24 protein-coding genes and 3 tRNA genes are annotated in these 22,788 nt (G+C 59.1%); 7 read left to right on the top strand and 20 right to left on the bottom strand.

The window, feature by feature from the left end; translation table 11 throughout:
• The first annotated feature begins 15 nt into the window (after window positions 1-15).
• A complete protein-coding gene (locus H6B51_RS08015) occupies window positions 16-192 on the top strand; it encodes a hypothetical protein (protein ID WP_204883179.1) in 177 nt (58 codons plus the stop codon).
• A gap of 71 nt (window positions 193-263) precedes the next feature.
• Here H6B51_RS08015 and rplT read toward each other — a convergent pair whose 3' ends face one another.
• The 3 genes from rplT to infC are packed head-to-tail and all read right to left on the bottom strand — an operon-like array spanning window position 264 to window position 1,461.
• Entirely contained in the window at window positions 264-620 is a 357-nt protein-coding gene (gene rplT / locus H6B51_RS08010) for a 50S ribosomal protein L20 (RefSeq protein WP_087188807.1), read from the bottom strand.
• Between the two features lie 38 nt (window positions 621-658).
• Window positions 659-862, bottom strand: coding sequence for a 50S ribosomal protein L35 (rpmI, locus tag H6B51_RS08005; RefSeq protein WP_186907130.1), 204 nt, complete (start codon window positions 860-862; stop codon window positions 659-661).
• 38 nt (window positions 863-900) lie between these two features.
• Window positions 901-1,461 (bottom strand): translation initiation factor IF-3, encoded by a 561-nt coding sequence (infC, locus tag H6B51_RS08000; protein WP_204883178.1) that lies wholly within the window; start codon window positions 1,459-1,461, stop codon window positions 901-903.
• A gap of 252 nt (window positions 1,462-1,713) precedes the next feature.
• On the opposite strand from infC, the gene yaaA reads away from it, so the two are divergent.
• Window positions 1,714-2,463, top strand: coding sequence for a peroxide stress protein YaaA (gene yaaA / locus H6B51_RS07995; protein WP_204883177.1), 750 nt, complete (start codon window positions 1,714-1,716; stop codon window positions 2,461-2,463).
• A gap of 1 nt (window position 2,464) precedes the next feature.
• Window positions 2,465-2,923 carry a thioredoxin-dependent thiol peroxidase gene (gene bcp, locus H6B51_RS07990; protein ID WP_204883176.1) on the top strand — a complete coding sequence of 153 codons (459 nt, stop codon included), beginning with the start codon at window positions 2,465-2,467 and terminating at the stop codon, window positions 2,921-2,923.
• A gap of 176 nt (window positions 2,924-3,099) precedes the next feature.
• Here the strand turns inward: bcp and cysS are convergent, their stop codons facing one another.
• The 16 genes from cysS to H6B51_RS07910 form a co-directional block, all read right to left on the bottom strand.
• Window positions 3,100-4,512 (bottom strand): cysteine--tRNA ligase, encoded by a 1,413-nt coding sequence (cysS, locus tag H6B51_RS07985; RefSeq protein ID WP_204883175.1) that lies wholly within the window; start codon window positions 4,510-4,512, stop codon window positions 3,100-3,102.
• A 13-nt stretch (window positions 4,513-4,525) separates the two neighbouring features.
• Window positions 4,526-5,254 (bottom strand): serine O-acetyltransferase EpsC, encoded by a 729-nt coding sequence (gene epsC / locus H6B51_RS07980; protein WP_418055060.1) that lies wholly within the window; start codon window positions 5,252-5,254, stop codon window positions 4,526-4,528.
• A gap of 222 nt (window positions 5,255-5,476) precedes the next feature.
• Window positions 5,477-7,261: an S-layer homology domain-containing protein gene (locus H6B51_RS07975; protein WP_204883174.1), complete on the bottom strand. Its 1,785-nt coding sequence runs from the start codon at window positions 7,259-7,261 to the stop codon at window positions 5,477-5,479.
• Window positions 7,262-7,342: 81 nt separating this feature from the next.
• Window positions 7,343-7,870 (bottom strand): CDP-diacylglycerol--glycerol-3-phosphate 3-phosphatidyltransferase, encoded by a 528-nt coding sequence (pgsA, locus tag H6B51_RS07970; RefSeq protein WP_204883173.1) that lies wholly within the window; start codon window positions 7,868-7,870, stop codon window positions 7,343-7,345.
• A 7-nt stretch (window positions 7,871-7,877) separates the two neighbouring features.
• Complete coding sequence (gene rimO, locus H6B51_RS07965) at window positions 7,878-9,197, bottom strand: 30S ribosomal protein S12 methylthiotransferase RimO (protein ID WP_204883172.1); 1,320 nt, start codon at window positions 9,195-9,197, stop codon at window positions 7,878-7,880.
• 12 nt (window positions 9,198-9,209) lie between these two features.
• The gene (locus H6B51_RS07960) at window positions 9,210-9,785 is read right to left on the bottom strand and encodes a nitroreductase family protein (protein ID WP_204883171.1); all 576 of its coding nucleotides are present in this window, start codon (window positions 9,783-9,785) and stop codon (window positions 9,210-9,212) included.
• On the bottom strand, window positions 9,785-10,435 hold the full coding sequence (locus tag H6B51_RS07955) for a regulatory protein RecX (RefSeq protein ID WP_204883170.1): 651 nt from the start codon (window positions 10,433-10,435) through the stop codon (window positions 9,785-9,787). The genes H6B51_RS07960 and H6B51_RS07955 overlap by 1 nt, the downstream gene beginning before the upstream one ends.
• Entirely contained in the window at window positions 10,422-11,534 is a 1,113-nt protein-coding gene (gene recA / locus H6B51_RS07950) for a recombinase RecA (protein ID WP_204883169.1), read from the bottom strand. The genes H6B51_RS07955 and recA overlap by 14 nt, the downstream gene beginning before the upstream one ends.
• 34 nt (window positions 11,535-11,568) lie before the next feature.
• A complete protein-coding gene (gene prmC / locus H6B51_RS07945; protein ID WP_204883168.1) occupies window positions 11,569-12,432 on the bottom strand; it encodes a peptide chain release factor N(5)-glutamine methyltransferase in 864 nt (287 codons plus the stop codon).
• Window positions 12,433-12,486: 54 nt separating this feature from the next.
• Entirely contained in the window at window positions 12,487-13,467 is a 981-nt protein-coding gene (locus H6B51_RS07940) for a DUF1385 domain-containing protein (RefSeq protein ID WP_204883167.1), read from the bottom strand.
• Window positions 13,468-13,592: 125 nt separating this feature from the next.
• Window positions 13,593-15,008, bottom strand: coding sequence for a sensor histidine kinase (locus tag H6B51_RS07935; RefSeq protein ID WP_204883166.1), 1,416 nt, complete (start codon window positions 15,006-15,008; stop codon window positions 13,593-13,595).
• Window positions 15,009-15,051: 43 nt separating this feature from the next.
• On the bottom strand, window positions 15,052-15,738 hold the full coding sequence (locus tag H6B51_RS07930; protein ID WP_204883165.1) for a response regulator transcription factor: 687 nt from the start codon (window positions 15,736-15,738) through the stop codon (window positions 15,052-15,054).
• Window positions 15,739-15,767: 29 nt separating this feature from the next.
• Window positions 15,768-17,156, bottom strand: coding sequence for a hypothetical protein (locus H6B51_RS07925; RefSeq protein ID WP_204883164.1), 1,389 nt, complete (start codon window positions 17,154-17,156; stop codon window positions 15,768-15,770).
• A gap of 235 nt (window positions 17,157-17,391) precedes the next feature.
• Window positions 17,392-17,479 (bottom strand) — tRNA-Leu (locus tag H6B51_RS07920).
• A gap of 3 nt (window positions 17,480-17,482) precedes the next feature.
• Window positions 17,483-17,568, bottom strand: a tRNA-Leu gene (locus H6B51_RS07915).
• A gap of 62 nt (window positions 17,569-17,630) precedes the next feature.
• Complete coding sequence (locus H6B51_RS07910) at window positions 17,631-18,185, bottom strand: DUF4364 family protein (RefSeq protein WP_204883163.1); 555 nt, start codon at window positions 18,183-18,185, stop codon at window positions 17,631-17,633.
• Between the two features lie 166 nt (window positions 18,186-18,351).
• Between H6B51_RS07910 and H6B51_RS07905 the strand changes: the two genes are divergently transcribed.
• A complete protein-coding gene (locus H6B51_RS07905) occupies window positions 18,352-19,452 on the top strand; it encodes a DUF3048 domain-containing protein (RefSeq protein WP_204883162.1) in 1,101 nt (366 codons plus the stop codon).
• 45 nt (window positions 19,453-19,497) lie between these two features.
• On the opposite strand, the gene gluQRS is transcribed toward H6B51_RS07905, so the two are convergent.
• A complete protein-coding gene (gluQRS, locus tag H6B51_RS07900) occupies window positions 19,498-20,448 on the bottom strand; it encodes a tRNA glutamyl-Q(34) synthetase GluQRS (RefSeq protein WP_204883161.1) in 951 nt (316 codons plus the stop codon).
• A gap of 284 nt (window positions 20,449-20,732) precedes the next feature.
• On the opposite strand from gluQRS, the gene H6B51_RS07895 reads away from it, so the two are divergent.
• From H6B51_RS07895 to H6B51_RS07885, 3 genes are all read left to right on the top strand, one after another.
• Window positions 20,733-20,808, top strand: a tRNA-Thr gene (locus H6B51_RS07895).
• Between the two features lie 172 nt (window positions 20,809-20,980).
• A complete protein-coding gene (locus tag H6B51_RS07890; RefSeq protein WP_204883160.1) occupies window positions 20,981-21,247 on the top strand; it encodes a DUF6809 family protein in 267 nt (88 codons plus the stop codon).
• A gap of 200 nt (window positions 21,248-21,447) precedes the next feature.
• A complete protein-coding gene (locus H6B51_RS07885) occupies window positions 21,448-22,638 on the top strand; it encodes an IS256 family transposase (protein ID WP_204883159.1) in 1,191 nt (396 codons plus the stop codon).
• Window positions 22,639-22,788: the final 150 nt, after the last annotated feature.

Below are 22,788 nucleotides of genomic sequence, written 5' to 3'. Positions count from 1 at the left end.
ATAGGAAGGAAGGAGATGGAGTATGACATTAGGAGAACAGATTCAGGCCTGCCGCAAATGACTTCCCTGCTACTGATACCCATCATCGCCCAGATTGTGGTGGGCGCGGCCCTGGTGGCTCTGGGCGTCACTATCCTGGTGGTAGGCCGCCGGCGGTGGCGGCGGCGCGCCTCAGGCAAAGGCAACCACTGAACCGACAAAAAACGAGGTCAAGTCCGAATGGACTTGACCTCGTTTTCCAATTGGGTTATTTCCGCCGTGGCTCAGGCCAGCTGGGCCTTGGCCATCTCGGTGAGGGCGGTGAAAGCGGCCTTATCGTTGACGGCCAGCTCAGCCAGCATCTTGCGGTTGATCTCCACGCCAGCCTTCTTCAGGCCGTTCATGAAGGTGGAGTAGTTCATGCCGTTCATCTTGCAGGCGGCGGAGATGCGGGTGATCCACAGGGAGCGGAAGTCACGCTTCTTCAGCCGGCGGCCGGTGTAAGCATAGGTCAGGGACTTCATGACCTGCTCGTTGGCCATCTTGAAATGCTTGCTCTTGGCACCCCAGTAGCCCTTGGCCAGCTTCAGGATCTTATTTCTTCTCTTGCGCGTCATCATCGCGCCTTTGACTCTTGCCATTGTAAAAAGCCTCCTATATTAAGGTAAAGTAGGTTATCTTATTTGTAGGGGATCATGCGCTTGATGGCGGGCTCGTTGGTCTTGTCCGCGTAAGCGCCAGCACGGAGGCCTCTCTTGCGCTTGGTGTCCTTGCCGTGACCGTTGAGCAGGTGAGACTTGAACGCGTGGGCGCGCTTCACCTTCCCGGACTTGGTCAGGTTGAATCTCTTCTTGGCGCCGGAGTGAGTTTTCAGTTTAGGCATGGTGGTTAACTCCTTTGTCTTTGGATTTCAGGAATGGGTCAGGACTTTTTGTTGTCCTTGGCTACCTTGGGGGAGAGGAACATGGACATGTGCCGTCCGTCCAGCTTGGGGTCCTTATCCAACGCGGCCACCTCGCTGCACTGTTCCGCAAACTTGAGCAGCAGGCCCTTGCCGATGTCGGTGTGGGCCATCTCGCGGCCGCGGAAGCGGACGGTGACCTTCACCCGATTGCCCTGGGCCAGGAACTTCTGGGCGTTGCGGAGCTTGACGTTGAAATCGTTCACGTCAATGCCCGGCGACATGCGGACTTCCTTGATCTCCACCACATGCTGGTTCTTGCGCGCCTCTTTCTCCCGCTTGGTCTGCTCGAACTTGTACTTGCCGTAGTCCATGAGCTTGCACACCGGAGGAACGGCGTTGGGAGAGATCTTCACCAGGTCCAGGTTCTGCTCGACGGCGCGCTCCAGCGCCTCCCGGGCGGACATGATCCCCAGCTGCTCGCCGCTGTCGGAGACCAACCGAACCTCCTTGTCGCGGATCTCTTCGTTGATCTGATGACCCTGTTTGCTGATACGAAAGCACCTCCAATACGATTGCATACAAAAACGCGGTTACCAGTCCGGTACCCGCGCCACAACAGAACAGCAGCGCCGAACACACGGCGCGCCGCTGACCATGTTGACCTCTTCGCTGCTGCTGGAGGTGAGGAGGGGGTACCATCCTGCTTTGTTGTACCGTAGTATTATAGCAAACCCGCCGCCCCCTGTCAAGAGGAAAAACCGCTTTTTCTTCGGGCATTCCTGTGGTATAATAGTGTCCATTCCACAGACGATGAGAAAGGAGGCCCGGCCGTGCGCGTTATCATCTCCCCCGCCAAAAAGATGCGGGTGGACACCGACAGCTTTGCCGTCCGGGCCCTGCCCGCCTTTCTGCCGGAAGCCCGGCGGCTGCTGGTCGCCCTGACAGCCATGGACGGCCCCAGCCTGAAGCGGCTGTGGAAGTGCAACGACGCCATCACCGCCCTCAACCTGGACCGGCTGGCCCACATGGAGCTGGAACGGGACCTGACCCCCGCCCTGCTGTCCTACCAGGGCATCCAGTACCAGTACATGGCCCCCGGGGTGTTCAGCCGGAACCAGCTGGAGTACGTTCAGGAACACCTGCGGATTCTCTCCGGGTTCTACGGCCTGCTGCGACCCTTTGACGGGGTCACTCCCTACCGGCTGGAGATGGCCGCCTCTCTTTCCGTGGACGGCCATAAGGACCTGTACGCCTTCTGGGGGGACAGGCTGGCCGCCGCCCTGGCCACCGAAACCGGCCTGGTGGTCAACCTGGCCTCCAAGGAGTACAGCAGGGCGGTCTCCCCCCACCTTCCCCCTGCCGTCCGTTTCCTCACCTGCACCTTTGGGGAACTGATTGGAGACAAGGTGGTGGAGAAGGGCACCATGTGCAAAATGGCCCGGGGGCAGATGGTCCGCTGGATGGCGGAGCATGACGCGGCCGGAGCCGAGGAGCTGCAAGCCTTCGCCGACCTGGGCTACCGCTTTGATCCCCAGCGCTCCACCCCGGAGCACTACGTATTTTTAAAGGAGGATTCCTGACATGCTGGAAGCCGGAACCAAAGCCCCTGATTTTACCCTGCCTGACAAGGAGGGCAACCCTGTTACCCTGTCTAGTTTTTTGGGCAAGCGGGTGGTGGTCTACTTCTATCCCCGGGACAACACCCCCGGCTGCACCCGCCAGGCCAACGCCTACGCCGCCGCCTACCAGGAGTTCAACGACCTGGACACGGTGGTCATCGGCATCAGCAAGGACTCGGTGGCCTCCCACCAGAAGTTTGCCCAGAAATATGAGCTGCCCTTCCTGCTGCTGTCCGACCCGGAGCTGTCCGCCATCCAGGCCTATGGGGTTTGGCAGGAGAAGAAAAACTACGGCAAGGTGTCCATGGGGGTGGTGCGCTCCACCTTCATCATCGGCCCCGACGGGGTCATCGAAAAGGTGATGCCCAAGGTGAAGCCGGACGCCAATGCCGCCGACGTGCTGGCCTATTTGAAGGGCTGAACCTGCCAAATTGCTATGAGAAGGGGCTGTTGCAATCCGCAACAGCCCCTTTTTGTCATCCTGAGCGTCAGCGAAGGATCTTTCCGGCGGAGTTGTCCGCCGCAGAAAGATTCTTCGCCCCTTTGGGGCTCAGAATGACAGCTTGATTCTATTTTGCAACAGTCCCTTTTGTCTGTTTATACACGGGTCCAGGTGGTCCCTTCCTTGCTGTCCTTGATCTCCACGCCCATCTCCCTGAGCTGGTCCCGGATGGCGTCGGCGGTGGCCCAGTCCTTGGCGCGCTTGGCTTCCAGGCGCCTGGCGATGAGGGACTCGATCTCCTCGGCCCCCTCCACCGGGGCGGCGGCCTTCTCCCGGAGGGCGGCGGCCTTCTCCAGCAGGCTCAGGCCCAGCACGGTGTCAAAGCTGCCGATGACCGCCCGCTTGGTGGCGTCGTTCACGTCGGCCTTGAGCACGTCGTACAGGGCGGTGATGCCCAGGGAGGTGTTCAGGTCGTTGCCCACCGCCTCGATGAAGGCGGCCTTGTACCGGGCGGCGGCCTCCTCGTCCACCGGGGCGGGGTCGTCGGACAGGGCGGCCACCCGGGCCACCAGCTTGTCGTAGGCCGCTTTCGCGTTGTCCAGGTTCTCCCAGGTAAACACCAGGCCCTTGCGGTAGTGGGACTGGAGGCAGAAGAACCGGTAGATCAGGGGATCGTACCCTTTCTCCTCCAGCAGGGAGACGGTGAGGAACTCCCCCTTGGACTTGCTCATCTTGCCGGAGTTGGTGTTCAGGTGGTGGACGTGCATCCAGTACTTGCACCAGGGATGGCCCAGGTAGGACTCGGACTGGGCGATCTCGTTGGTGTGGTGGGGGAAGGCGTTGTCGATGCCGCCGCAGTGGAGGTCCAGGTACTCCCCGTTGTACTTCATGGAGATGCAGGAGCACTCGATGTGCCAGCCGGGATAGCCCACTCCCCAGGGGGAGTCCCACTTCAGGGCCTGGTCCTCAAACTTGGACTTGGTGAACCACAGCACAAAGTCGTTCTTGTTGCGCTTGTTGGTGTCCTCCTCCACGCCCTCCCGGACGCCCACCGCCAGGTCCTCCTCGTCATGGTCGTTGAACACATAGTACTTGCCCAGCCTGGAGGTGTCAAAGTACACATTGCCCCCGGCCAGATAGGCATAGCCGGTGTCCAGCAGCCTGGTGATGACCTTGATATAGTCGTCAATCATGCCGGTGGCGGGCTGCACCGCGTCGGGATACTTGATGTTCAGCTTTTGGCAGTCGGCAAAAAAGGCGTCGGTGTAGAACTGGGCGATCTCCATGACGCTCTTGTGCTCCCGCTTGGCCCCCTTGACCATCTTATCCTCGCCGGTGTCGGCGTCGGAGGCCAGGTGGCCCACGTCGGTGATATTCATCACCCGGTTCACCTGATAGCCCTCATAGCGGAGGTACTTCTCCAGCACATCCTCCATGATATAGCTGCGCAGGTTGCCGATGTGGGCAAAGTGGTACACCGTGGGGCCGCAGGTATACATCTCTACCTTGCCGGGGGTATGGGGCACGAACTCCTCTTTGGTGTGGGTGGCGGAATTATACAGTTTCATGCTCTGTCGCTCCTTATTGATTTTGGCTTCTGGCCTGTTCATCCATCAGCTGCTCCAGCCACTCCAGGCGGGAGCTGATGGCCTGCAATTCTTTCTGCACCGGGTCGGTGACGTGGATCTGATCCACCGAGGAGGCGTAATCCACCTTCTCCCCGGCGATGCGCACCACCCGGGCGGGCACGCCCACGGCGGTGGCGTTGGGGGGGATCTCGGTGAGCACCACCGCGTTAGCGGCGATGCGGGAGTTGTCCCCCACCTTGAAGGGACCCAGCACCTTGGCCCCGGTGGACACCATCACGTTGTTGCCCAGGGTGGGGTGGCGCTTGCCGTGGTCCTTGCCGGTGCCTCCCAGAGTCACCCCGTGGTAGATCAGGCAGTCGTCCCCGATCTCGGCGGTCTCGCCGATGACGATGCCCATGCCGTGGTCGATGACAAACCGCCGGCCTATCTTGGCCCCGGGGTGGATCTCGATGCCGGTCCAGAACCGGCTCCACTGGCTGACGAACCGGGCCAGGAATTTCAGCTTGTGCCGGTAGAGGAAATGGGCCGCCCGGTGGTAAATGATGGCGTGTACGCCGGGGTAAAGCAAAAAGATCTCCAGGCGGCTCCGGGCCGCCGGGTCCCGGGCCTGGTAGGCCCGCAAAGTCTCGCCAAGTCTGGTCAGGGTCAACACCTCCAAAAGAAAAACGCCTCTTATGCCCAGGGGGCATAAGAGGCGATCAGCTCGCGGTTCCACTCTCATTTCTCACTCAATGGCCGATGACGAGGCCAGCCGGGGGGCGTCCACATCCCCCTCGCTCCCGGACGCACGTTCTCCAGTTACCCCCTGGGCGCGCTCTCAGCCGGTGACGCTCCCTCTCTGGCGGGTACTCGCTGGGTACTCTTTCCGATCCACGCGATATTCACCTATGGAACATTATACTATCACGATAGGAATTGTGTGTCAAGTTCTCCGGGGACTTCCTCACCAAAAAAGAGGATCATCCTCCGGCAGCTGGGAGAAATAGCGGTACAGGAAGGTAACGATTTCCCCCCTGGAACAGACCTTATAGGGGGAGAAGGTGGTTGAAGAGGTGCCGGTGGTCACCCCCGCGTCTACCGCCCAGGAGACCGCCTGCGCCAAGAAGAAATCATCCACGTCGGTAAAGGATGTTGTAACGCTCCCCTCAGGACAGCCCGCCACGCACCAGATATAATAGACCGCCTCCAGACGGGTACAGGGCTGGTTGGGATCCATCCCCGGATCTCCCGTCATGTAGCTGTAGTAGGCCCAGCGCAGGGGCTCGTAATAATATTGCTCTGGGGTAATGACCGGGTTGGTAAAGGGGTTCCCGCTGCCCAAGGGCTCCGGCTTGCCGGCGGCCCGCCAGAGAAAGGTCAGGATCTCGGCCTGGCTGCACTTCCGGTCCGGGCTGAAGGTGGTGGAGGAAGTTCCGGTGGTCACCCCCTGGGCCACCGCCCAGATGACGCTCTGGAAGAAGTAGTCGGACTGCGCTACGTCGGAAAAAGCGGACCAGTAGGCTATTCCCTGGGGAACAGGGCCCTGGGCGGTCTGTACCCACAGGAACAGCTCATCTCCGCCCTGGGCGGCCACATAGTCATTGAGCCGACGCAGCAGGGTGCCGTCGGTCAGACTGGCCTGGGTGAGCCGCTGCCCCGTCTGAGACCCCACTTCGGCCCCCTCCCCCACGAAGTAGAGGGACAGGTCCTCCCGCTGGGAAAAGGTAGCCTGAGGGCCGGAGGACTGAATGGATACCCTCCCGGTGGTCCAGCAGTTTTCATATTTGTTGCTGTAGAAGTAGCCGGGCAGGTAATCCCCGTCGATTCCTCCCGCGCTGACCTGGTCGTCGGGCATGGATACCGAGATGTCGCCTATGTGGTAGCAGTTGCGCACCTTGACGGAGCTGTTCACCGAGCCGCAGACGCCTCCCACGCTGATCTGCCCGGGCTCCTTCAGTGCGGAGGGCTGGACGGCCACCGTGATGGTGCCCCGGCTGCCGCTGTTGCGCAGCTCGGTCTCGTTGAAGCTCAAAAAGCCCACAACGCCTCCCATGATGATCCCGCAGCCGGGCACCAGACCGGTGGCCGTAATGTCGCCGGTATAGGTGCAGCCGTCCATACGCCCCCCCAGGTAGCCCGCCACACCGCCGACCTCATAGTAGCCAAAGTTCTCCGCACCGTACTCAGTACACTCGGCGGTGATGTCCACTGTGGCGCTGGAGTTGAGCACAGCTCCCTCTTCCACCCGGGCCACCAGGCCCCCGATATACATGATGTCGATCGCCCGCAGCCGACCTTCCGTATGGCAGTTTTCCACCGTGCCGAAGGACAGCCTGGCCAGGGGCGCCGAACCGGTAACATTCACCTCCGCCAGGGTCAGGTCCCGGACGCTCCCTTCCCCGGAGATGGTATTAAACAGGCTGCCGCCATGAAGGCCGGTGATGGTATGGCCGTTGCCGTCAAAGGTACCGCTGTAGCCGTCCGAATCCCAGCTTCCACCCATGGGGTTCCAGACACCTTCCATGGTCAGGTCGATATCGGCCACCAGCTTACCGTCTGTCCCCCGGTCCACCGCCACCTGTTGGGCAAAGAGTTTCAGATCCTCGGCCGTGGCGATCTCCATTACGGTTCCGGACTGATAGGCCGCCGCCGGGGAGGTCTGTCGACTGGCGGCGGCTGCTCCTCCCGGAAGCAGCAGGCACAGGCAGAGTACCAGAGCCAACATGTGTTCCAACGTCCGTTTTTTCATAGGGCTCACCCTTCCATTTCGTTTCTATTTCAGGGAAACGCGGGGAAATGGGCCAGTCTCGCTTCCGCTTTTCGGCAGGAATCACAGGTGTTCGGTGTCCAAAACGTCCTTGTTCCGGATAAAATACTCCGACCCGGAGTAGACCGTGGTAATCAGGATCACCACTACACACACCAGATCCAGAGTCTGATGCTGAAAGGCCAGCATCAGGCAGATACACACCATGGTGGAGGCGGTCTTGATCTTGCCCGACCAACCGGCGGCAATGACCCGACCATGCTCCACGGCAATGAGCCGCAGGCCGGTGACAGCGAACTCCCGCAGGATGACGATAAGCAGCACCCAGGCGGGGAACCGGCCACACTCGGTGAACCACAGCAGGGCGGACATGACCAGCACCTTGTCCGCCAGGGGGTCCATCAGCTTGCCAAAGTCAGTGACCATGTTCCGGTGGCGGGCAATGTAGCCGTCCACAAAATCGGTGAGGCTGGCCAGGATGAAGATGGCCAGTGCCACCCACATATGATAGGGGAAACCCGCATAGAGCACGATGAGAAACACCGGGATGAGCAGCACCCGGAGCATGGTCAGCTTATTGGCGGTATTCACAACGTCGTCACTCCTCTATCTCCCCGGTCAGATCCCCATCGCTGGTGCCGGTGATCCGTACGTTCACAAAGGTCCCGGCGGGCACCACGCCCCCGGCGGTAAAGTACACCTTCCCATCCACGTCGGGGGAATCGGCATAGGAACGGCCTACAAAACAGCCCATGTCCGGGTCAAAGCCCTCGCATAGCACCTCCAGGGTCTCTCCCAGCCGGCTCTCGTTCCAGCCGTCCATCACCCGGCTCTGGAGCTCCACCAACAGCTCCACCCGCCGCTTGGCGGTATCGGGGTCCACCTGATCCGGCATGGCGGCGGCGGGGGTTCCCTCCTCAGGGGAGAACTGGAAGATCCCCGCCCGCTCAATACGGCTCTCACGCAGGAAATCGCACAGCTCCTCAAACTCCTCCTCGGTCTCCCCGGGCAGACCGCAGATCAGGGAGGTGCGCAGCACCAGACCGGGCAGCCGCTGCCGCAGCTTGTCCAGCAGGGCTACGATCTCCGCCTTGGTGGAGCGGCGGTTCATAGCCTTCAGGATACGGTCGTTGATGTGCTGGAGAGGGATGTCGATATAGTTGAGGATCTTGTGTTCTCCGGCAATGACGTCAATGAGGTCGTCGTCCAACTCGTCGGGGTACAGGTAGTGCAGGCGCACCCAGTGGAAGGGCAGCTTGCACAGCTCTTTGAGCAGCTCCCCCAGCATCCGCTTGTGGTACAGGTCGGTGCCGTAGCGGGTAATATCCTGAGCGATGACGATGAGCTCCTTTACCCCGTCATCAGCCAGCTTTTGGGCCTCGGCCAACAGGGACTCCATGGTGCGACTGCGGTAGCGGCCCCGGAGAGAGGGGATGACGCAGTAGGCGCAGTGGTTATCGCACCCCTCAGCGATCTTCAGGAAGGCGGTATAGGGGGGCGTAGTAACCAGCCGGGCACCGTCCTCAATGGTGTGGTGGATATCCCCGAAATAAGTGGGGACGTCCCCCTCCGCCATCGCCTCGATAGCCTGGACCACATCGGTATAGCTGCCGGTGCCCAGGATGCCGTCGATCTCAGGCAGCTCCTCCAGGATCTCGTCCCGGTACCGCTGGGTGAGGCAGCCAGCCACCAGCAGCTTGCCCAGCTTGTCCTGCTCCTTTAGCTGGGCAAGTTCCAGGATGTTTTGGATGGCCTCAGTTTTAGCCGACTCAATAAAGCCACAGGTATTGAGCACCGCCACGTCGGCCCCCTCAGGGTCGGCGGTGACGGTGTGGCCGGCCTCTTTCACCAAGGCCATCATCTGCTCGGTATTCACCAGATTCTTGGCGCAGCCAAGAGAGATAAACGCAACCTTCAAGAGACAATCTCCTTACACAATGATGTATCTGCCCTCCCGACGGGGTGGCATTTTGGGCTGCTGATCGGGATAGCCCAGAGTGATGGCCGCCACAAACTCTCCCTTGTCAGGGGCGAACCGCTGCTGAAAGGCGGGACCGAAGCCCATACGCTGGGGGGCAGACAGCCAGCAAGAGCCCACTCCCTTGTCCCAGGCGGCCAGCAGCACGTTTTCAATGGCGGCGGACACGCTCTGCATGGCCCCGTCCCGGTCGGGGTAGTCGGGCTTCAGCAGGAACACCAGCACGCACACTGGTGCGCCCCCCAGGGTGGACAGGAACTTGTTGGTAATACCCACCTGCTCCGGGTTGCGGGAAAACCGCTGCTCCAGCACGGGGGTAAATTTCTCCACCACGCCCCCCATGATCTGCTTGATCTCCTCCAAGGCGGCGGGGTTCTGGACAGCCACAAAGTACCAGTGCTGCATATTAATTGCGGATGGTGCGGCCAGACCGGCCTCCAAAATGTCCTCCAGCACGGCACGGGGGATGGGGTCCGCCTTGTAGCGGCGGATACTGCGGCGGGTGAGCAAAGCTTCTTTGGCTTCCATCAATCTTCCTCCTCTGTGTCCGCGCCATACCGGCGCAGGCCGTCCTTGATATCGTCCCACCGAAAGCCCCGGCGGGCCAGAGCGTTGGCCGCCCGTTGGTAGCTCTTGGGATCAGTGAGGTCGGCCCCCCGCAATTTTTTCCGCAGGAAGCCGTCGATGGCCTCTTCCGGGCCCTCCAGGCTCTCCAGTGCCTCCTCCCAGCAGTCCCGGGGCACACCCCGGCGGTAGAGCTCCTCCCGTATCCGGCTGGGGCCATAACCCTTGGCGGCGTAGTGCTCCGCCACCATGTGGGCATAATGCCCATCGTTGAGATAGCCCAGCTCCTCCAGTCGGTCGGCCACCTGCTCGGCGGTTTCCCGGTCAGTGACAGGCTCCTTGTCCCGACTCCGGGACCGCGTGGTGAGCTTGTCCACCAGCTCCTTTCGGGACAGAGGGCGGGCGGCCAGCAGATCTACGGCCTTGTCACGCACCGCCGCTGTCTTGGCCGCCGCCGTCAGGGCGGCCAGCCTCTCCCCGGTCAGCTCCAGCCCAGAGCACAGGCCAAAGGCCACGACCTCATTCTCGGTCACCCGCAGAATGGTCCCGTCTTCCATATGGCACAGCCAGCGCCCCTGTACATGGGTAGAAGGGGCCAGCTTACTGATCCGCATCCTCAAAATCCTCAGCAGAGATATCTACCGCCCGGCCAGCGGCCTTGGCGGCAGCCCGTGCCTGGCTGCTCATCAGCTTATAGGAGTTCTTGCGGATATCCTCCTCCAGCCTATCGCACACCTCCGGGTTATCCTTAAGGTACTGCTTGGCGGCGTCCCGACCCTGGCCCAGGCGGGTGTCCCCCATGGCGAACCAGGAACCCGACTTCTGTACCAGGTCCAGCTTGGTAGCCAGGTCCAGGATCTCCCCGATCTTGGAGATGCCCTCGCCGTACATGATGTCAAACTCCGCCTCTTTGAAGGGAGGAGAGACCTTGTTTTTAACTACCTTTACCCGGGTGCGGTTGCCGATGATCTCGGAGCCGTTTTTCAGAGATTCCACCCGGCGCACGTCCATGCGCACGGAGGCATAAAACTTCAGGGCGCGGCCGCCGGTGGTGACCTCCGGATTGCCATACATGACCCCCACCTTTTCCCGCAGCTGGTTGATGAAAATGACCACACAGTTGGTCTTGGCGATGGAGCCAGCCAGCTTCCGCAGGGCTTGGCTCATGAGCCGGGCCAGCAAACCCACGTGGGAATCGCCCATATCTCCCTCGATCTCAGCCCGAGGGGTGAGAGCGGCCACCGAGTCCACCACCACCACGTCGATGGCGCCGGAGCGCACCAGTGCCTCGCAGATCTCCAACCCCTGCTCGCCGGTGTCCGGCTGAGAGATGAGCATGGAGTCGATGTCCACCCCCAGAGCCCGGGCATAATAGGGATCCAGGGCGTGCTCGGCGTCAATGAAAGCGACCTCGCCTCCCCGCTTCTGGGCCTCCGCCACGATGTGAAGGGCCAAGGTGGTCTTACCGGAGGACTCGGGGCCGTAGATCTCGATGATGCGGCCCTTGGGCACACCACCGATGCCCAGGGCCAGGTCCAGAGACAGGGACCCGGTGGGGATGGCCTCCACCACAATGTCGGCGTTGTCTCCCAGACGCATGATGGAGCCCTTGCCGTAGGCCTTTTCGATCTGAGCCATGGCCGTCTCCAGGGCCTTTTTCTTATCAGAGGCGGGAGCAGCGCTCTCCACCATGGATTTCTTCTTCTCTGCCATGTACGTATCTCCTCTCCACCGCCGGAGCGGCGTGCTACACATTCAGAATGCCTTCCACCACCCGCCAGATGCCCTGGGTATCCTGGGTAGCCCGAACATCCACATAGCCGTTTTCCTTCAGCAGGCTTTGAACATCCCCAGCCTGGCCAACGCCTACCTCAAAAAGCAGACTACCTCCCAGTCGCAGGGCCTTACCCCACCGGCCGGCCACTGCCCGGTAAAAGTCCAGACCGTCAGCCCCGCCATCCAAGGCAGAATGGGGCTCATAATCCCGCACGGACACGTCCAGTCCAGCCAGATCCCCGGTAGGAATATAGGGCGGGTTGCAGGCAATCACGTCAAAATCCCACAGGGCGGCCTCCGGAGGCGTCAGGGCGTCGGCCTGCAGGCAGGTCACCCGGGCATTGAGCTCACAGCGGCGGATGTTCTGTTTACAGATCTTGAGGGCGCCCTCGCTGATGTCGGCCAGCACCACCCGGCAGCCAGGCACATTGGCGGCCACCGCCAGTCCCACGCAGCCGCTGCCGGCGCACAGATCCAACACCCGGGCCCCTTCTCCCGCCTCCCGGGCCAAAAGGATGGCCCGTTCTGCCAGCACCTCAGTATCCATCCGCGGAATGAGCACATGGGGGTCTACTGTCAGGGTCAGGCCGTAAAACTCCCACTCGCCGATGAGATAGGCCACCGGCTCTCCCGCCAGGCGACGCTCTACCAAAACGGCCAGCTTCTCCTCCACCGAACCGGAGGTGTACAGGGACATATCCCGATAAAACTGCTCCCGGGTCTTGCCCGCCGCGGCGCATACCAGCTCCCGGGCCTCCAGCTGGGCGCTCTCCACCCCTGCCTCCCGCAGGCGCCGGCGCGTATCCAGGAAGAGATTGTTGTAGGTGGTCGCCATGAAACCACGCTCCCGTATCCAGTTTCTCTTTCTCTCCGTCAGGGCAACGCCCAGTCACCACTGGTCCTTACCCTTTTCCTCCGGCAGCACCAGGGTAAAAGCCCGGATGCCCACCTCAATCATGGAGTCGTCCGGCTCAAAAGTGGTCCAATTCTGGAGCCACATGCCGGGGGCGGACACCAGGCGGGTGAGCCAGTTGTCATATCTGCCTACTACCCGGTTGAACTCATAGGTAAGGCTGACGATAAAGGGCAACATTAGCAAATGCAGTGCCATTCGCAGAAAAGTATTGGTTACCGATATAAAGGAAAATACCACACTGGACAGTAGAATGCTCACCACGATGACCACAAACAAAAAGCTGGTACCGCAGCGGGGATGGTGCCGGGGCTGCTTGCGCACGTTCTCCACCGTCAGGGGCAGGCCGTGCTCATAGCAGAAAATAGTTTTGTGCTCCGCCCCATGATACTGGAACACCCGATGGATCTCCTTCATATGGGAGCACAGCATCAAATAGCCCATGAAAATGACTACCTTCACCACGCCCTCCAGCAAATTGCGCAGCCACATGGCCAGAGGCACGAACCGCCCCAGTACCCCCACCAGGGCGGTGGGCAGCAGAATGAACAGGCCCACCGAAAAGAGGATGCCCATGACCACCGCGATGGTCACCAATACCGAAGTCGCCTTCTCGCTGCCCAAGTGCTTGTCCAGCCACTGCTCCATTTTGGAGGGCTCCTGCGGAGTCTCCTCTTCCTCCGGCACAAAGGAGGCAGAATACATCAGTGCCTTCACCCCGTTGGCCATGGAGGAGCAAAAATTGAACACGCCCCGGATAAACGGCAGACCCAGGGCAGGATGCTTGTCCTTAATAAGGACCCGCTCCTCCACCTGCTCGGCCAGATCACCCTCCGGCTTGCGCACCACCACGGCCTTTTTCTCTGGCCCCAGCATCATGATCCCTTCGATGAGGGCCTGGCCGCCGATCATGGTCTTATAGGGCGTATCACAGGAACGCTTGGTCTGATTTGACATTGAGGGTATGTTCTCCTTGCATTTTGGTATGATCTGATATCTTGTTTATTGTATCAGACCCGCACCCCGATTGCAAGGGGCGCGGGTCTCTTTTTTGAAACAGATGTTCGATTTCCTGAAGTTTCCTATTGGGGTTGGATGGGCAGGGTAACGGTAACAATACAGCCGCCGCCTTCAGCGTTGCCGATCTCCAGAGTACCCTCATGGCGGCTAACGATCTCGTCGCACACCGCCAGGCCGATGCCCGATCCTCTCGCCTTGGAAGAACCCTTATAGAACTTGTACTTCACGTGAGGCAGCTCTTCCTCCGGAATGCCGGGGCCGTAGTCCCGAACGGTGATGACCACTGTGTCGTCCTCCTGGCGGATGGCGGTGTCGATCCGCTTGCCCGAGCCGCCGTGCTTGGCGGCGTTATCCAGCAAGTTGCAGAACACCTGCCGCAGCCGCTCCGGGTCCCCGGCAATAGGGGGGAATTCCTCCTCGCAGTCAAAGTGGTTCAGCTCGATGCCCTCCCGGCGGAAGAACTCCCGGTAGGTGTAGACCGCATCCTCCAGTTCAGCTTTGATGTCCATGGGCTCCACCGACAGGGTAAACCGTCCATCCTGAATGCGGGAAAACTCCAGCAACTCTTCCACCATGTTGGTCAGCCGCCGGGCCTCGGACACAATGATACCCATGCCCTTTTTCACGTCGGCGCTGTCCCGCACCTCCCCATGCATGATGGTCTCCGCCCAGCCGTTGATGGCGGTGAGAGGAGTGCGCAGCTCATGGGACACCGAGGAGATGAATTCATTTTTCATCTTCTCGCTCTGATTGATCTTCAGCGACATATCATTGATGGCGTCGGTGAGATCCCCGATCTCGTCGTCAAACCGCTTTTCGATCTGCACGCCGTAGGAGCCGGCGGCGATCCGCTTGGCGGTATCGGTGATGCCCGCCATGGGCTCCACGATGGAGCGGACAAAGTACAGGTTGGAGAAGTAGACGAAGGCCAGGATGGCCATGCCGATGCCCAGGGCGATGGCCACCACGATGACGATCTGCCAGTCCACGTTCCGCAGGGAGGTGACATAGCGCATGGCCCCCACCACTTCCCCGTTGAGGATCAGGGGGCTGGTGGCCGCCATGATGTGCTCCCCGGTGCTGGGGTCGGAGCCCGTCCACACCTTGGTATGGCCCTGGCTCAGGGCCTCGGAAATATCGGGGGTGCCGGGAGAGCGGAAGGCGGTCAGGTCGGAGCTGGAGTAGCGGATCAGGCCGCTGGCGTCCAGAAACTCCACCTCCAGCCGGTCGCTGGACTGGTCTCCCCCCACCAGGGTGCGGGCGTATTCATAATAGGAGTCCCCCGTCCGGTAATAGTTGAAGCTGCGCACCGCGCTCTCCGCCTTTTGGGAGAGGGACTCGCTGAGAGTGGAGTAATAGTAGCTGCCCATGGCCGCGGAAAAGGCGGTCACCGCCAGCAGCACAATAAACAGCACTACACTGATGGAGTTCACCATCCAGCGTTTGCGGATGCCGCGGATGCCGATTCGTTTTTTCATGAGTCCGTGTTTCACCACCTGGTAGTGAGTGTTAAATATCAGGTCAGAAGCCCCACTTGTAGCCGTAGCCCCATACTGTGGTGATAAACGTCGGGTTGGTGGGGTCATCCTCGATCTTGATCCGCAAACGGCGGATGTTTACGTCCACGATCTTCAGTTCACCAAAGTAGTCCCGGCCCCAGACCGAATCCAAAATCTCCTCTCGGGACAGGGCCTTACCCGGGTTATCCATAAACAGCTTGATAATGGAATACTCCACCTGGGTCAGCTTCACCCGCTGGCCGTTTTTTTCCAGGGTGCGGTTGCGGGTGTTCAACAGGAAGGGAGGCTGGCTGATCTCGCCACTGTCCACCGCGACAGAGCCACCGGTGCGGCGGTAGAGGGCGTCGATACGCGCGGTAAGTTCCGCCGGGGAGAAGGGCTTGGTCACATAATCGTCCGCACCGGTCATTAGCCCGGTAATTTTGTCCATTTCCTGGGTGCGAGCGGTGAGCATGATAATGCCGATGTTGTTGTCCCCCGCCCGGATGCGGCGGCACACCTCAAAGCCGTCCATATCAGGCAGCATAATGTCCAGCAGGGCTACCTTGATATCCGGGTTCCGCTTGAGCTGGGCCAGGGCCTCCTCCCCTGTCTCCGCCTCAATGGCCTCATATCCGGCCCGCTTTAGATTGATGACCACAAAGCTGCGGATGTTGGCCTCGTCCTCCAGCACGAGCACCTTTTTCATCCTGTTACCTCCTTACATATCCAAGTCCCTCAGGACCAGTCGTTGGTGATCAGGGCAAAGTGGGACTTCACACCCTCTTCATCCAGTCCGCAATCCCATTCGTTCTGGATAAAGCGGGCGGCATAAATGGTATCGCTGTCGTCATCCCCATCCAGCAGCCGGAACCGGCCGGACATATTGGCCCGCATGAATCGGTTGTCTCCGCTGAGGGTATACACCACCAAGAAAGGAGACGGATCCTCACCCTCATTCCCTTCCCAGTAGTAGAAAATAACCGCCCGTTCGCCACCACCCACCATATCGCTGCGGGAGACCATGATCTTTCCGTCCCAGCGGTCGGGCAAAATAAAATACCAGCCGTCCTTGTCATTATAATAGGTGGTAAACACCTGGTGAGCTCGGCCGTCCAAATCATACTGCCGCCAATGGATACCCCAGAAATTGACCGCAATGCTGGTGCTGTCCGGCTCTGGCAAGGCAAAGGGGTCTGGCAGCTCCATAATGCCGTCATGGTTGATATCCTTGGCCCCCACATCGGTGTACCAGCGGATGGTGCTGTCACTCTCGCCGGACTCGGGATTCAGCGTAATATTGACCAGCCGGTTGTTCTTCCAGGCAAAAATATCGGTGATATGCCCTGCCTCCTTGTAATTGGAGTCGGCATATTCCTGAGCCACTCCGCTGTATCCATAAGAGGAGGTAACAAAAATCGCAGGCACATTTTCCCGCAGGTATCCAGCCTTGACGCCTCCGTCGGGCAGCCCGGTCACATTGCGGGACAGCGGGGCGCTGGAGTTGAGTTCCATGATACCGTCGCTGTAATCGTATAGTTCCACCCGGTTGCTTTCCTCAGTGGTGCCTGTCTGGATGACCACGACCTCATCCTGGCCGTCCTGATCCAAGTCACACACCTGAAAGCTGGTGTAATTGGTGCGCATCAATTCCAGCACCTGGCCGTTCCGGATAGAATAAGCAGCCAGGGAGTGATTCTGATCGCTCATCATTTGCCAGCTCACAACGATCTCCTTGCTGGAATCGCCGTCCAGGTTCTCGTATGCCACATAGTTGATGGCAGAGCCCTCACCCTCAATGATGGCGGCTACCTCATAATCCTCCCCTATCTGACGGTAAATGTAGATTTTCAGGGGCCGTTCCGAGGAGCTCACCCGGAAAAAGGCGATGGCCTCCTGCACCCCGTCCCCATCCAGATCCTGGAGCTGCACCTTCTGGGTCAGGTCTCCGGTGAGAGGGGCGGCATACTCGCCGCCGGCGTTGAGCACCTCGTTGATTTTATTATCCAGCTTCAGATAGTCGTCCGGAGCCCGGGGAGGGGCGTACAGCTCCTCTACCGACTGGGAAAAGCAGCCTGTCAGCAGCAGGAGCAGCCCCGCCGCCAGAAGCAGTCTGAATTTTTTCATCACGTTCCGCCCTCCGTGGGAAATTTCATCGGCCGCGTCAGGCGGCCTGTCCAGCAGTTATTATCATAACACAGATCCGGCGGAAATGATATGGAGATTTGTGAATTTCCTTTACCCAGAACAGACTCTAAATATAAAACAGGCCTCCGACCGGACCTCCGCTCCGTTCTTGGGCTGACGGCAGGTGTTTCAGGCAAAAAAAGACGTCGGAGCAAAGTAAACTTTGCTCCGACGCTGGTGCGCGAGGCGGGACTTGAACCCGCACGTGCGTAATGCACACTAGAACCTGAATCTAGCGAGTCTGCCAATTCCACCACTCGCGCATATGGTGCGGATGACGGGACTCGAACCCGTACGGCCGTGGGCCACTAGCACCTCAAGCTAGCCAGTCTACCAGTTCCAGCACATCCGCAAAACACAGCCCTCAAAAGACTGCTTGATTATTATAGCGGCCTGTCCAGGGTTTGTCAACCGCTATTTTTCTTTCCCGGGAAATTTCCCATTCTTTTCTCCCTCCAGCAGGGCGGTAATCACATCGTTGTATACCCGCTCCGGCTCCGCCCGGAAGCCCTTGGCCAAGCGTTGAGCCTGATCCCGGCTACCGCAAAAAAGCTCCAGAGTAAACAAATTTCCCTTGTTATCGTCCAACTCCATGCGGACGCTGCATCCTCCCTCGGGCCGGTCCTCCACCTGAGCCCGCACCTGGGCGTTGCGTCGGAGAATGCCGTTGACCTTGGCCAGGCTGGCTCCACATTTGCGTTTGACTGTATAGGGCAGACTGCTCTCGCAGGCCGCGCCGTTGGTGCGGCCCTTCTCCGTAATGGCGTACAGCCCATCCTCCAGAGTCAGATGCCCGGTCTCCACCAACTCGGACACTGCCTCAGCAAACTCAAAGTAATCCACTCCATCGTCACACATGGTCAGATCGGTAAGGGCATGAAAATCGATAGGAGAGGCCACCCGGGCCATAATATAGAGCACCAGAAACTTAATGTCCAGCTTATCATGAATGAATCCGTGACGCGGCATGGCTACCTCCTCCCTTCTGCCCATCTCAACGATCCTATTATATCGGAGGCCGGGTAAAATCACAAGTGCAATTTCCTCCACGCCATCGCTTGACGGAGACCGCCCCGGGAGGTATCATATTCTTACATCGTCCGTCATATTCTGAGAAAGATCGGAGGATCCCGCCATGAAGAAAACCCTGATCCCCATGGTTCTATCCCTGTCCCTGCTCCTGTCCGCCTGTGGCGGTGGCGATCCGGACCCCACGCCCTCTTCCTCCCCCTCTCCCCTACCCACCGCCTCGGCCACACCCTCGCCGACTCTGGAGACCATTCCCCCTGATTACGACGGTCCGGTCAATCCTCTGACCGGCCTTCCTATCAGCGAAGAGTGGGTGAATCGCCGGCCTGTGGCTGTCATGCTCAACAATCTGAAAGAGGCGCTGCCCCAGTTGGGGCAGTCCCAGGCCGACATTATATATGAGGCCCCCGCTGAGGGAGGCATCACCCGGATGGTAGGCATCTATCAATCCCTGGAAAACGTAGGTACTATCGGTTCCATCCGCTCCGCCCGCCCCTATTATCTGGAGCTGGCTCTGGGCCACGACGCTGTGTTCATCCATGCCGGCGGCAGTGAAGACGCCTACGCCAAGATCAGCCAGTGGGGGGTCACTTCCCTGGACGGGGTCCGTGGCACCTACCTGGGCAGCTCGGAAAACAGCAACCTGATGTGGCGGGACCCGGTGCGCAGGCAGAGCTACGCCCTGGAGCACACCGTGGTCACCACCGGCGAGGCCATCATCCAGCGCCTGCCCACCTATGACATCCGCCTGGAGCACGAGGATGGCTACACCTACCAGATGGACTTTGTGGAGGACGGCGCCCCTACCGATGGGACGGACGCCACGGAGATTACCGTTCCCGTATCCACCTATAAGACGGGAAAGTTTCTTTATAACGAAGACACCGGCCGCTACGCCGTGGAGGAATACGGCTCGGCCTACATAGACGGCAACAACGGCCAGCAGGTGGAGGTCACCAACGTGGTGGTGGTTCAGACCACCATCCGCAACACCGGAGATGCCCTGGGGCACATCACCGTAGATCTGTCCAGCGGCGGCAGCGGTTATTTCGCCTGTGGCGGTAAGATCACCGAACTGCAGTGGAGCAAGCGTTCCCCCTCCGGCCAGTTCTATTATACTGACGCCAACGGGCAGCCCATTCAGTTTGGCGTTGGCACCACTTACGTTTGTATCGTCCCCACCAGTTGTCAGGTAAGCTTCTCCTGAGAAACACTATGGCCGCCGCGCTGACGCACGGCGGCCATTCTGTTTTCAGGCCTCCAGCAGCTCCGGTAAGACAGTGATATCTCCCGCCGGCACCTTGCGCCAGTCAAATACTCCTGCCAGCTCCCCCGGCACCGCCGGCTCCGGCTTATCCAGCTGTCCCGCCCAGAAGGCCAGTAAACCGGTAAGCCCCTCCGGCGTAAACCGCCGCCGGAGAGCCCCCATATCCAGGTCCCGCTCCCGTTTGGACAACCGTCGCCCGTCGGGCGCCAGCAGCAGGGGCACGTGGTAAAAGGCGGGTGGGCGCAACCCCAGCCGCTCGTACAGATAGAGTTGCCTTGGCGTGGAGTCCAGCAAATCCCGCCCCCGCACCACTTGGCTGATCTCCATGGCTCCGTCGTCGCACACCACAGCCAGCTGATAGGCATATACCCCGTCAGACCGCCGTACAATGAAGTCCCCGCAGTCTCGTTCTAAATGTTCGGAGTACGGCCCTTGCAGGCCATCCGTAAAGCTCATTTCCCTGTCAGGCACCATTAAACGCCATGCGGGACAACGGTTTGCGGATTTTTCCCGTTGTTCTTCCTCCGTCAAACACCTGCATTTTCCAGTATAGATCACCTGCCCATCGGAGCGGTGGGGGGCGGAGGCAGCCAGCCGCTCCGCCCGGGTGCAAAAGCAGGGGTAGACCAGTCCCTGTCCCTCCAGTTTTTGAAAGGCGGCCTGATAGAGCTCCGTCCGCTGGCTCTGTAGGTAGGGCCCGTGGGGGCCACCCAGGCCGTAGCCCTCGTCCCAGTCCAGACCCAGCCACCGCAGATCGTCGGCCAGCTGCTCCGCGTATTCCCTCCGGCACCGGTCTGGATCCAGATCTTCCATCCGTAGCACCATGACTCCGCCGGACCGCCGAACCGACAGCCAGGCCAGCAGCCCGGAAAACAGGTTGCCCAGGTGCATCCGCCCGCTGGGGCTGGGCGCAAACCGCCCCCGTACTTGTGTCATAGCCTCTTCTCTCCCTTCCGGTCTCTTCTTCTAGTGTACCACAAGGTACAGCTCTTGGAAACAGGCCCTTCCCTGCCAAATCCGCGGTTGACTTGCCTTACGGTTTATGGTATCATTTTATACTGCGATAGTAAAATGCTACTGTGGCTCAATGGCAGAGCATCTCACTCGTAATGAGATAGTCGCAAGTGGGGTGTGAGAAAGTCCTTGCCCCACTTGACTTTTCTTCTATTCCAAAAATGAGATAGTCGAAAAGGCCAAAAAAGTGATCAAAAATGCTGTTTGCTGGAATAGCTCAGTCGGTAGAGCAGCTGATTCGTAATCAGCAGGTCGCGTGTTCAAGTCACGTTTCCAGCTCCAGAAAGACCGTTTACCACATTGGTAAACGGTCTTTTTGTTGCCCACCTGTTGCCCATTTGGTCAACGATGGTCAACAGGACATTTTGAAGATACATCTTCAAAAACTGGCCCTTGGCTCTTCCCTTTGGAAGAGGTATCATGTCCCCACCAAAAGAATATAGGTGGTGAGGATATGGGCATTTTGGAAGAATTCTTTCTGGGTGAAGTCAGACCTTGGGAACAGTTTGGGTGTTCAGATGATCCAGTCTACAAGATGTACTCCCGCAAGATTGAGCAGTTGGAACACTCCCTGATGGTGGGTAGGTCTAAAAAAGAACAGAAAGTGTGCCAGGAGTTAAAGCATTTGAGGACAGTCCAGAGTAATATGGAGGTACAAAGGATGTTTATGTATGCTTTCCGTATGGGTGCTACTTTTGCTCTTGACCTTTTTGTGGAATAATTGGAAACACGGGTTGCCGATGTCGGCAACCCGTGTTATATTTAGTTCAGGAAGTTTTCAGGTTCAGTCAAACTCCAGCAGCTTGGATGCTGGTACTTGGGTCAGGTAGAATAAGTTTCGCAAAAACAAAAAGAGACATGGTTTGCAGATCTCTGGTAGAATGAAGTCGCGACACACCATTCGAAAGGAGACAGCAAACCATGTCGGAAAAGATTGTACAGCTAAATGAGGATGTTATCAAGGGCCAACTCAAGGAACTTGTGCGTGGAAGTGTAGAAGAAACGCTCAACGAGTTGCTGGAGGCCGAGGCAGAGAAATTGACCCAAGCGGCCCGGTACGAGCGCAACGAGCAGCGCCAGGGCTACCGCAGCGGCCACTATAACCGCAACCTCACCACCACTTCCGGGGATGTCACTCTCAAGGTGCCTAAGCTCAAGGGAATCTCCTTTGAGACTGCCATCATTGAACGGTATCGCCGCCGGGAGAGCAGTGTGGAAGAGGCTCTCATTGAGATGTACCTAGCCGGCGTATCCGTCCGGCGTGTGGAGGACATCACCGAGGCCCTCTGGGGCAGCAAGGTCTCTCCCTCCACCATCAGTGAGCTGAACAAAAAAGCGTATGTCCATATTGAGGATTGGCGGAACCGTCCTCTGCAGGGCGGACGCTATCCGTATGTCTATGTGGATGGGATCTACCTGCGCCGCAACTGGGGTGGGGAGTTTGAAAATGTGGCTATTCTGGTGGCAATCGCGGTCAATGAGGATGGATACCGTGAGGTTTTGGGCGCCGCTGAGGGTATGAAGGAGGACAAGGCCAGCTGGATCAGCTTCTTTCAATGGCTCCGTGGGCGTGGCCTGGATGGCGTGAAACTCATTGTTGGCGACAAGTGCCTTGGTATGCAGGAGGCCGTGGGCGAAGTGTTTCCTGAGGCTAAATACCAGCGGTGTACCGTCCATTTTTACCGTAATGTGTTCTCAGTCACACCTCGCTCCAAGGTAAAGCTGGTAGCTAAAATGCTCAAGGCGATCCACGCTCAGGAGAGCAAGAAAGCTGCCCGTGAAAAGGCTAAGGCTGTGGTGGAGGAGCTGCGCTCCATGAAGCTGAAAGAGGCTGCCAAGAAGGTGGAGAATGGCATTGAGGAAACACTGACTTACTGCGATTTTCCCAGCGAGCACTGGACTCGTATCCGTACTAACAATGTCATTGAGAGGCTGAACCGGGAGATCCGCCGCCGCACCCGTGTAGTTGGCAGCTTCCCGGACGGCAACTCTGCTTTGATGTTGGTCTGTGCCCGGCTCCGCCATGTGGCTGGTACCCAGTGGGGCAACAAGAAGTACATGAATATGAAGCATCTGGAGGCTTCCGTTGAGGATGCCTCCATTGCTGGCTGACTTCATTTACAACAGAGTCTGCGAACTAAAGTGCGAAAAATTCTGGACCTGTTGACAAAGATAAAATATGGGCCGAAAAATTATATTCTCAGCCCATATTTTATCCATATGTATTGCGGAAAAGATGGCCTTAACCATCCTCTTGAGATT

This window comes from Pseudoflavonifractor phocaeensis, from assembly GCF_016901955.1.
Classification (GTDB): domain Bacteria; phylum Bacillota; class Clostridia; order Oscillospirales; family Oscillospiraceae; genus Flavonifractor; species Flavonifractor phocaeensis_A.
The sequence above is the reverse complement of the archived record's forward strand: the minus strand, read 5'-3'. Positions and strand labels throughout refer to the sequence as shown.

Bases quoted from the DNA above. Each gene is read 5' to 3' on its own strand.
- H6B51_RS08015 (WP_204883179.1), top strand. From the start codon at position 16: ATGGAGTATGACATTAGGAGAACAGATTCAGGCCTGCCGCAAATGACT.
- rplT (WP_087188807.1), bottom strand. From the start codon at position 620: ATGGCAAGAGTCAAAGGCGCGATGATGACGCGCAAGAGAAGAAATAAG.
- rpmI (WP_186907130.1), bottom strand. From the start codon at position 862: ATGCCTAAACTGAAAACTCACTCCGGCGCCAAGAAGAGATTCAACCTG.
- infC (WP_204883178.1), bottom strand. From the start codon at position 1,461: ATGCAATCGTATTGGAGGTGCTTTCGTATCAGCAAACAGGGTCATCAG.
- bcp (WP_204883176.1), top strand. From the start codon at position 2,465: ATGCTGGAAGCCGGAACCAAAGCCCCTGATTTTACCCTGCCTGACAAG.
- cysS (WP_204883175.1), bottom strand. From the start codon at position 4,512: ATGAAACTGTATAATTCCGCCACCCACACCAAAGAGGAGTTCGTGCCC.
- epsC (WP_418055060.1), bottom strand. From the start codon at position 5,254: ATGAGAGTGGAACCGCGAGCTGATCGCCTCTTATGCCCCCTGGGCATA.
- H6B51_RS07975 (WP_204883174.1), bottom strand. From the start codon at position 7,261: ATGAAAAAACGGACGTTGGAACACATGTTGGCTCTGGTACTCTGCCTG.
- H6B51_RS07960 (WP_204883171.1), bottom strand. From the start codon at position 9,785: ATGGAAGCCAAAGAAGCTTTGCTCACCCGCCGCAGTATCCGCCGCTAC.
- H6B51_RS07955 (WP_204883170.1), bottom strand. From the start codon at position 10,435: ATGCGGATCAGTAAGCTGGCCCCTTCTACCCATGTACAGGGGCGCTGG.
- recA (WP_204883169.1), bottom strand. From the start codon at position 11,534: ATGGCAGAGAAGAAGAAATCCATGGTGGAGAGCGCTGCTCCCGCCTCT.
- prmC (WP_204883168.1), bottom strand. From the start codon at position 12,432: ATGGCGACCACCTACAACAATCTCTTCCTGGATACGCGCCGGCGCCTG.
- H6B51_RS07940 (WP_204883167.1), bottom strand. From the start codon at position 13,467: ATGTCAAATCAGACCAAGCGTTCCTGTGATACGCCCTATAAGACCATG.
- H6B51_RS07935 (WP_204883166.1), bottom strand. From the start codon at position 15,008: ATGAAAAAACGAATCGGCATCCGCGGCATCCGCAAACGCTGGATGGTG.
- H6B51_RS07930 (WP_204883165.1), bottom strand. From the start codon at position 15,738: ATGAAAAAGGTGCTCGTGCTGGAGGACGAGGCCAACATCCGCAGCTTT.
- H6B51_RS07925 (WP_204883164.1), bottom strand. From the start codon at position 17,156: ATGAAAAAATTCAGACTGCTTCTGGCGGCGGGGCTGCTCCTGCTGCTG.
- H6B51_RS07910 (WP_204883163.1), bottom strand. From the start codon at position 18,185: ATGCCGCGTCACGGATTCATTCATGATAAGCTGGACATTAAGTTTCTG.
- H6B51_RS07905 (WP_204883162.1), top strand. From the start codon at position 18,352: ATGAAGAAAACCCTGATCCCCATGGTTCTATCCCTGTCCCTGCTCCTG.
- gluQRS (WP_204883161.1), bottom strand. From the start codon at position 20,448: ATGACACAAGTACGGGGGCGGTTTGCGCCCAGCCCCAGCGGGCGGATG.
- H6B51_RS07890 (WP_204883160.1), top strand. From the start codon at position 20,981: ATGGGCATTTTGGAAGAATTCTTTCTGGGTGAAGTCAGACCTTGGGAA.
- H6B51_RS07885 (WP_204883159.1), top strand. From the start codon at position 21,448: ATGTCGGAAAAGATTGTACAGCTAAATGAGGATGTTATCAAGGGCCAA.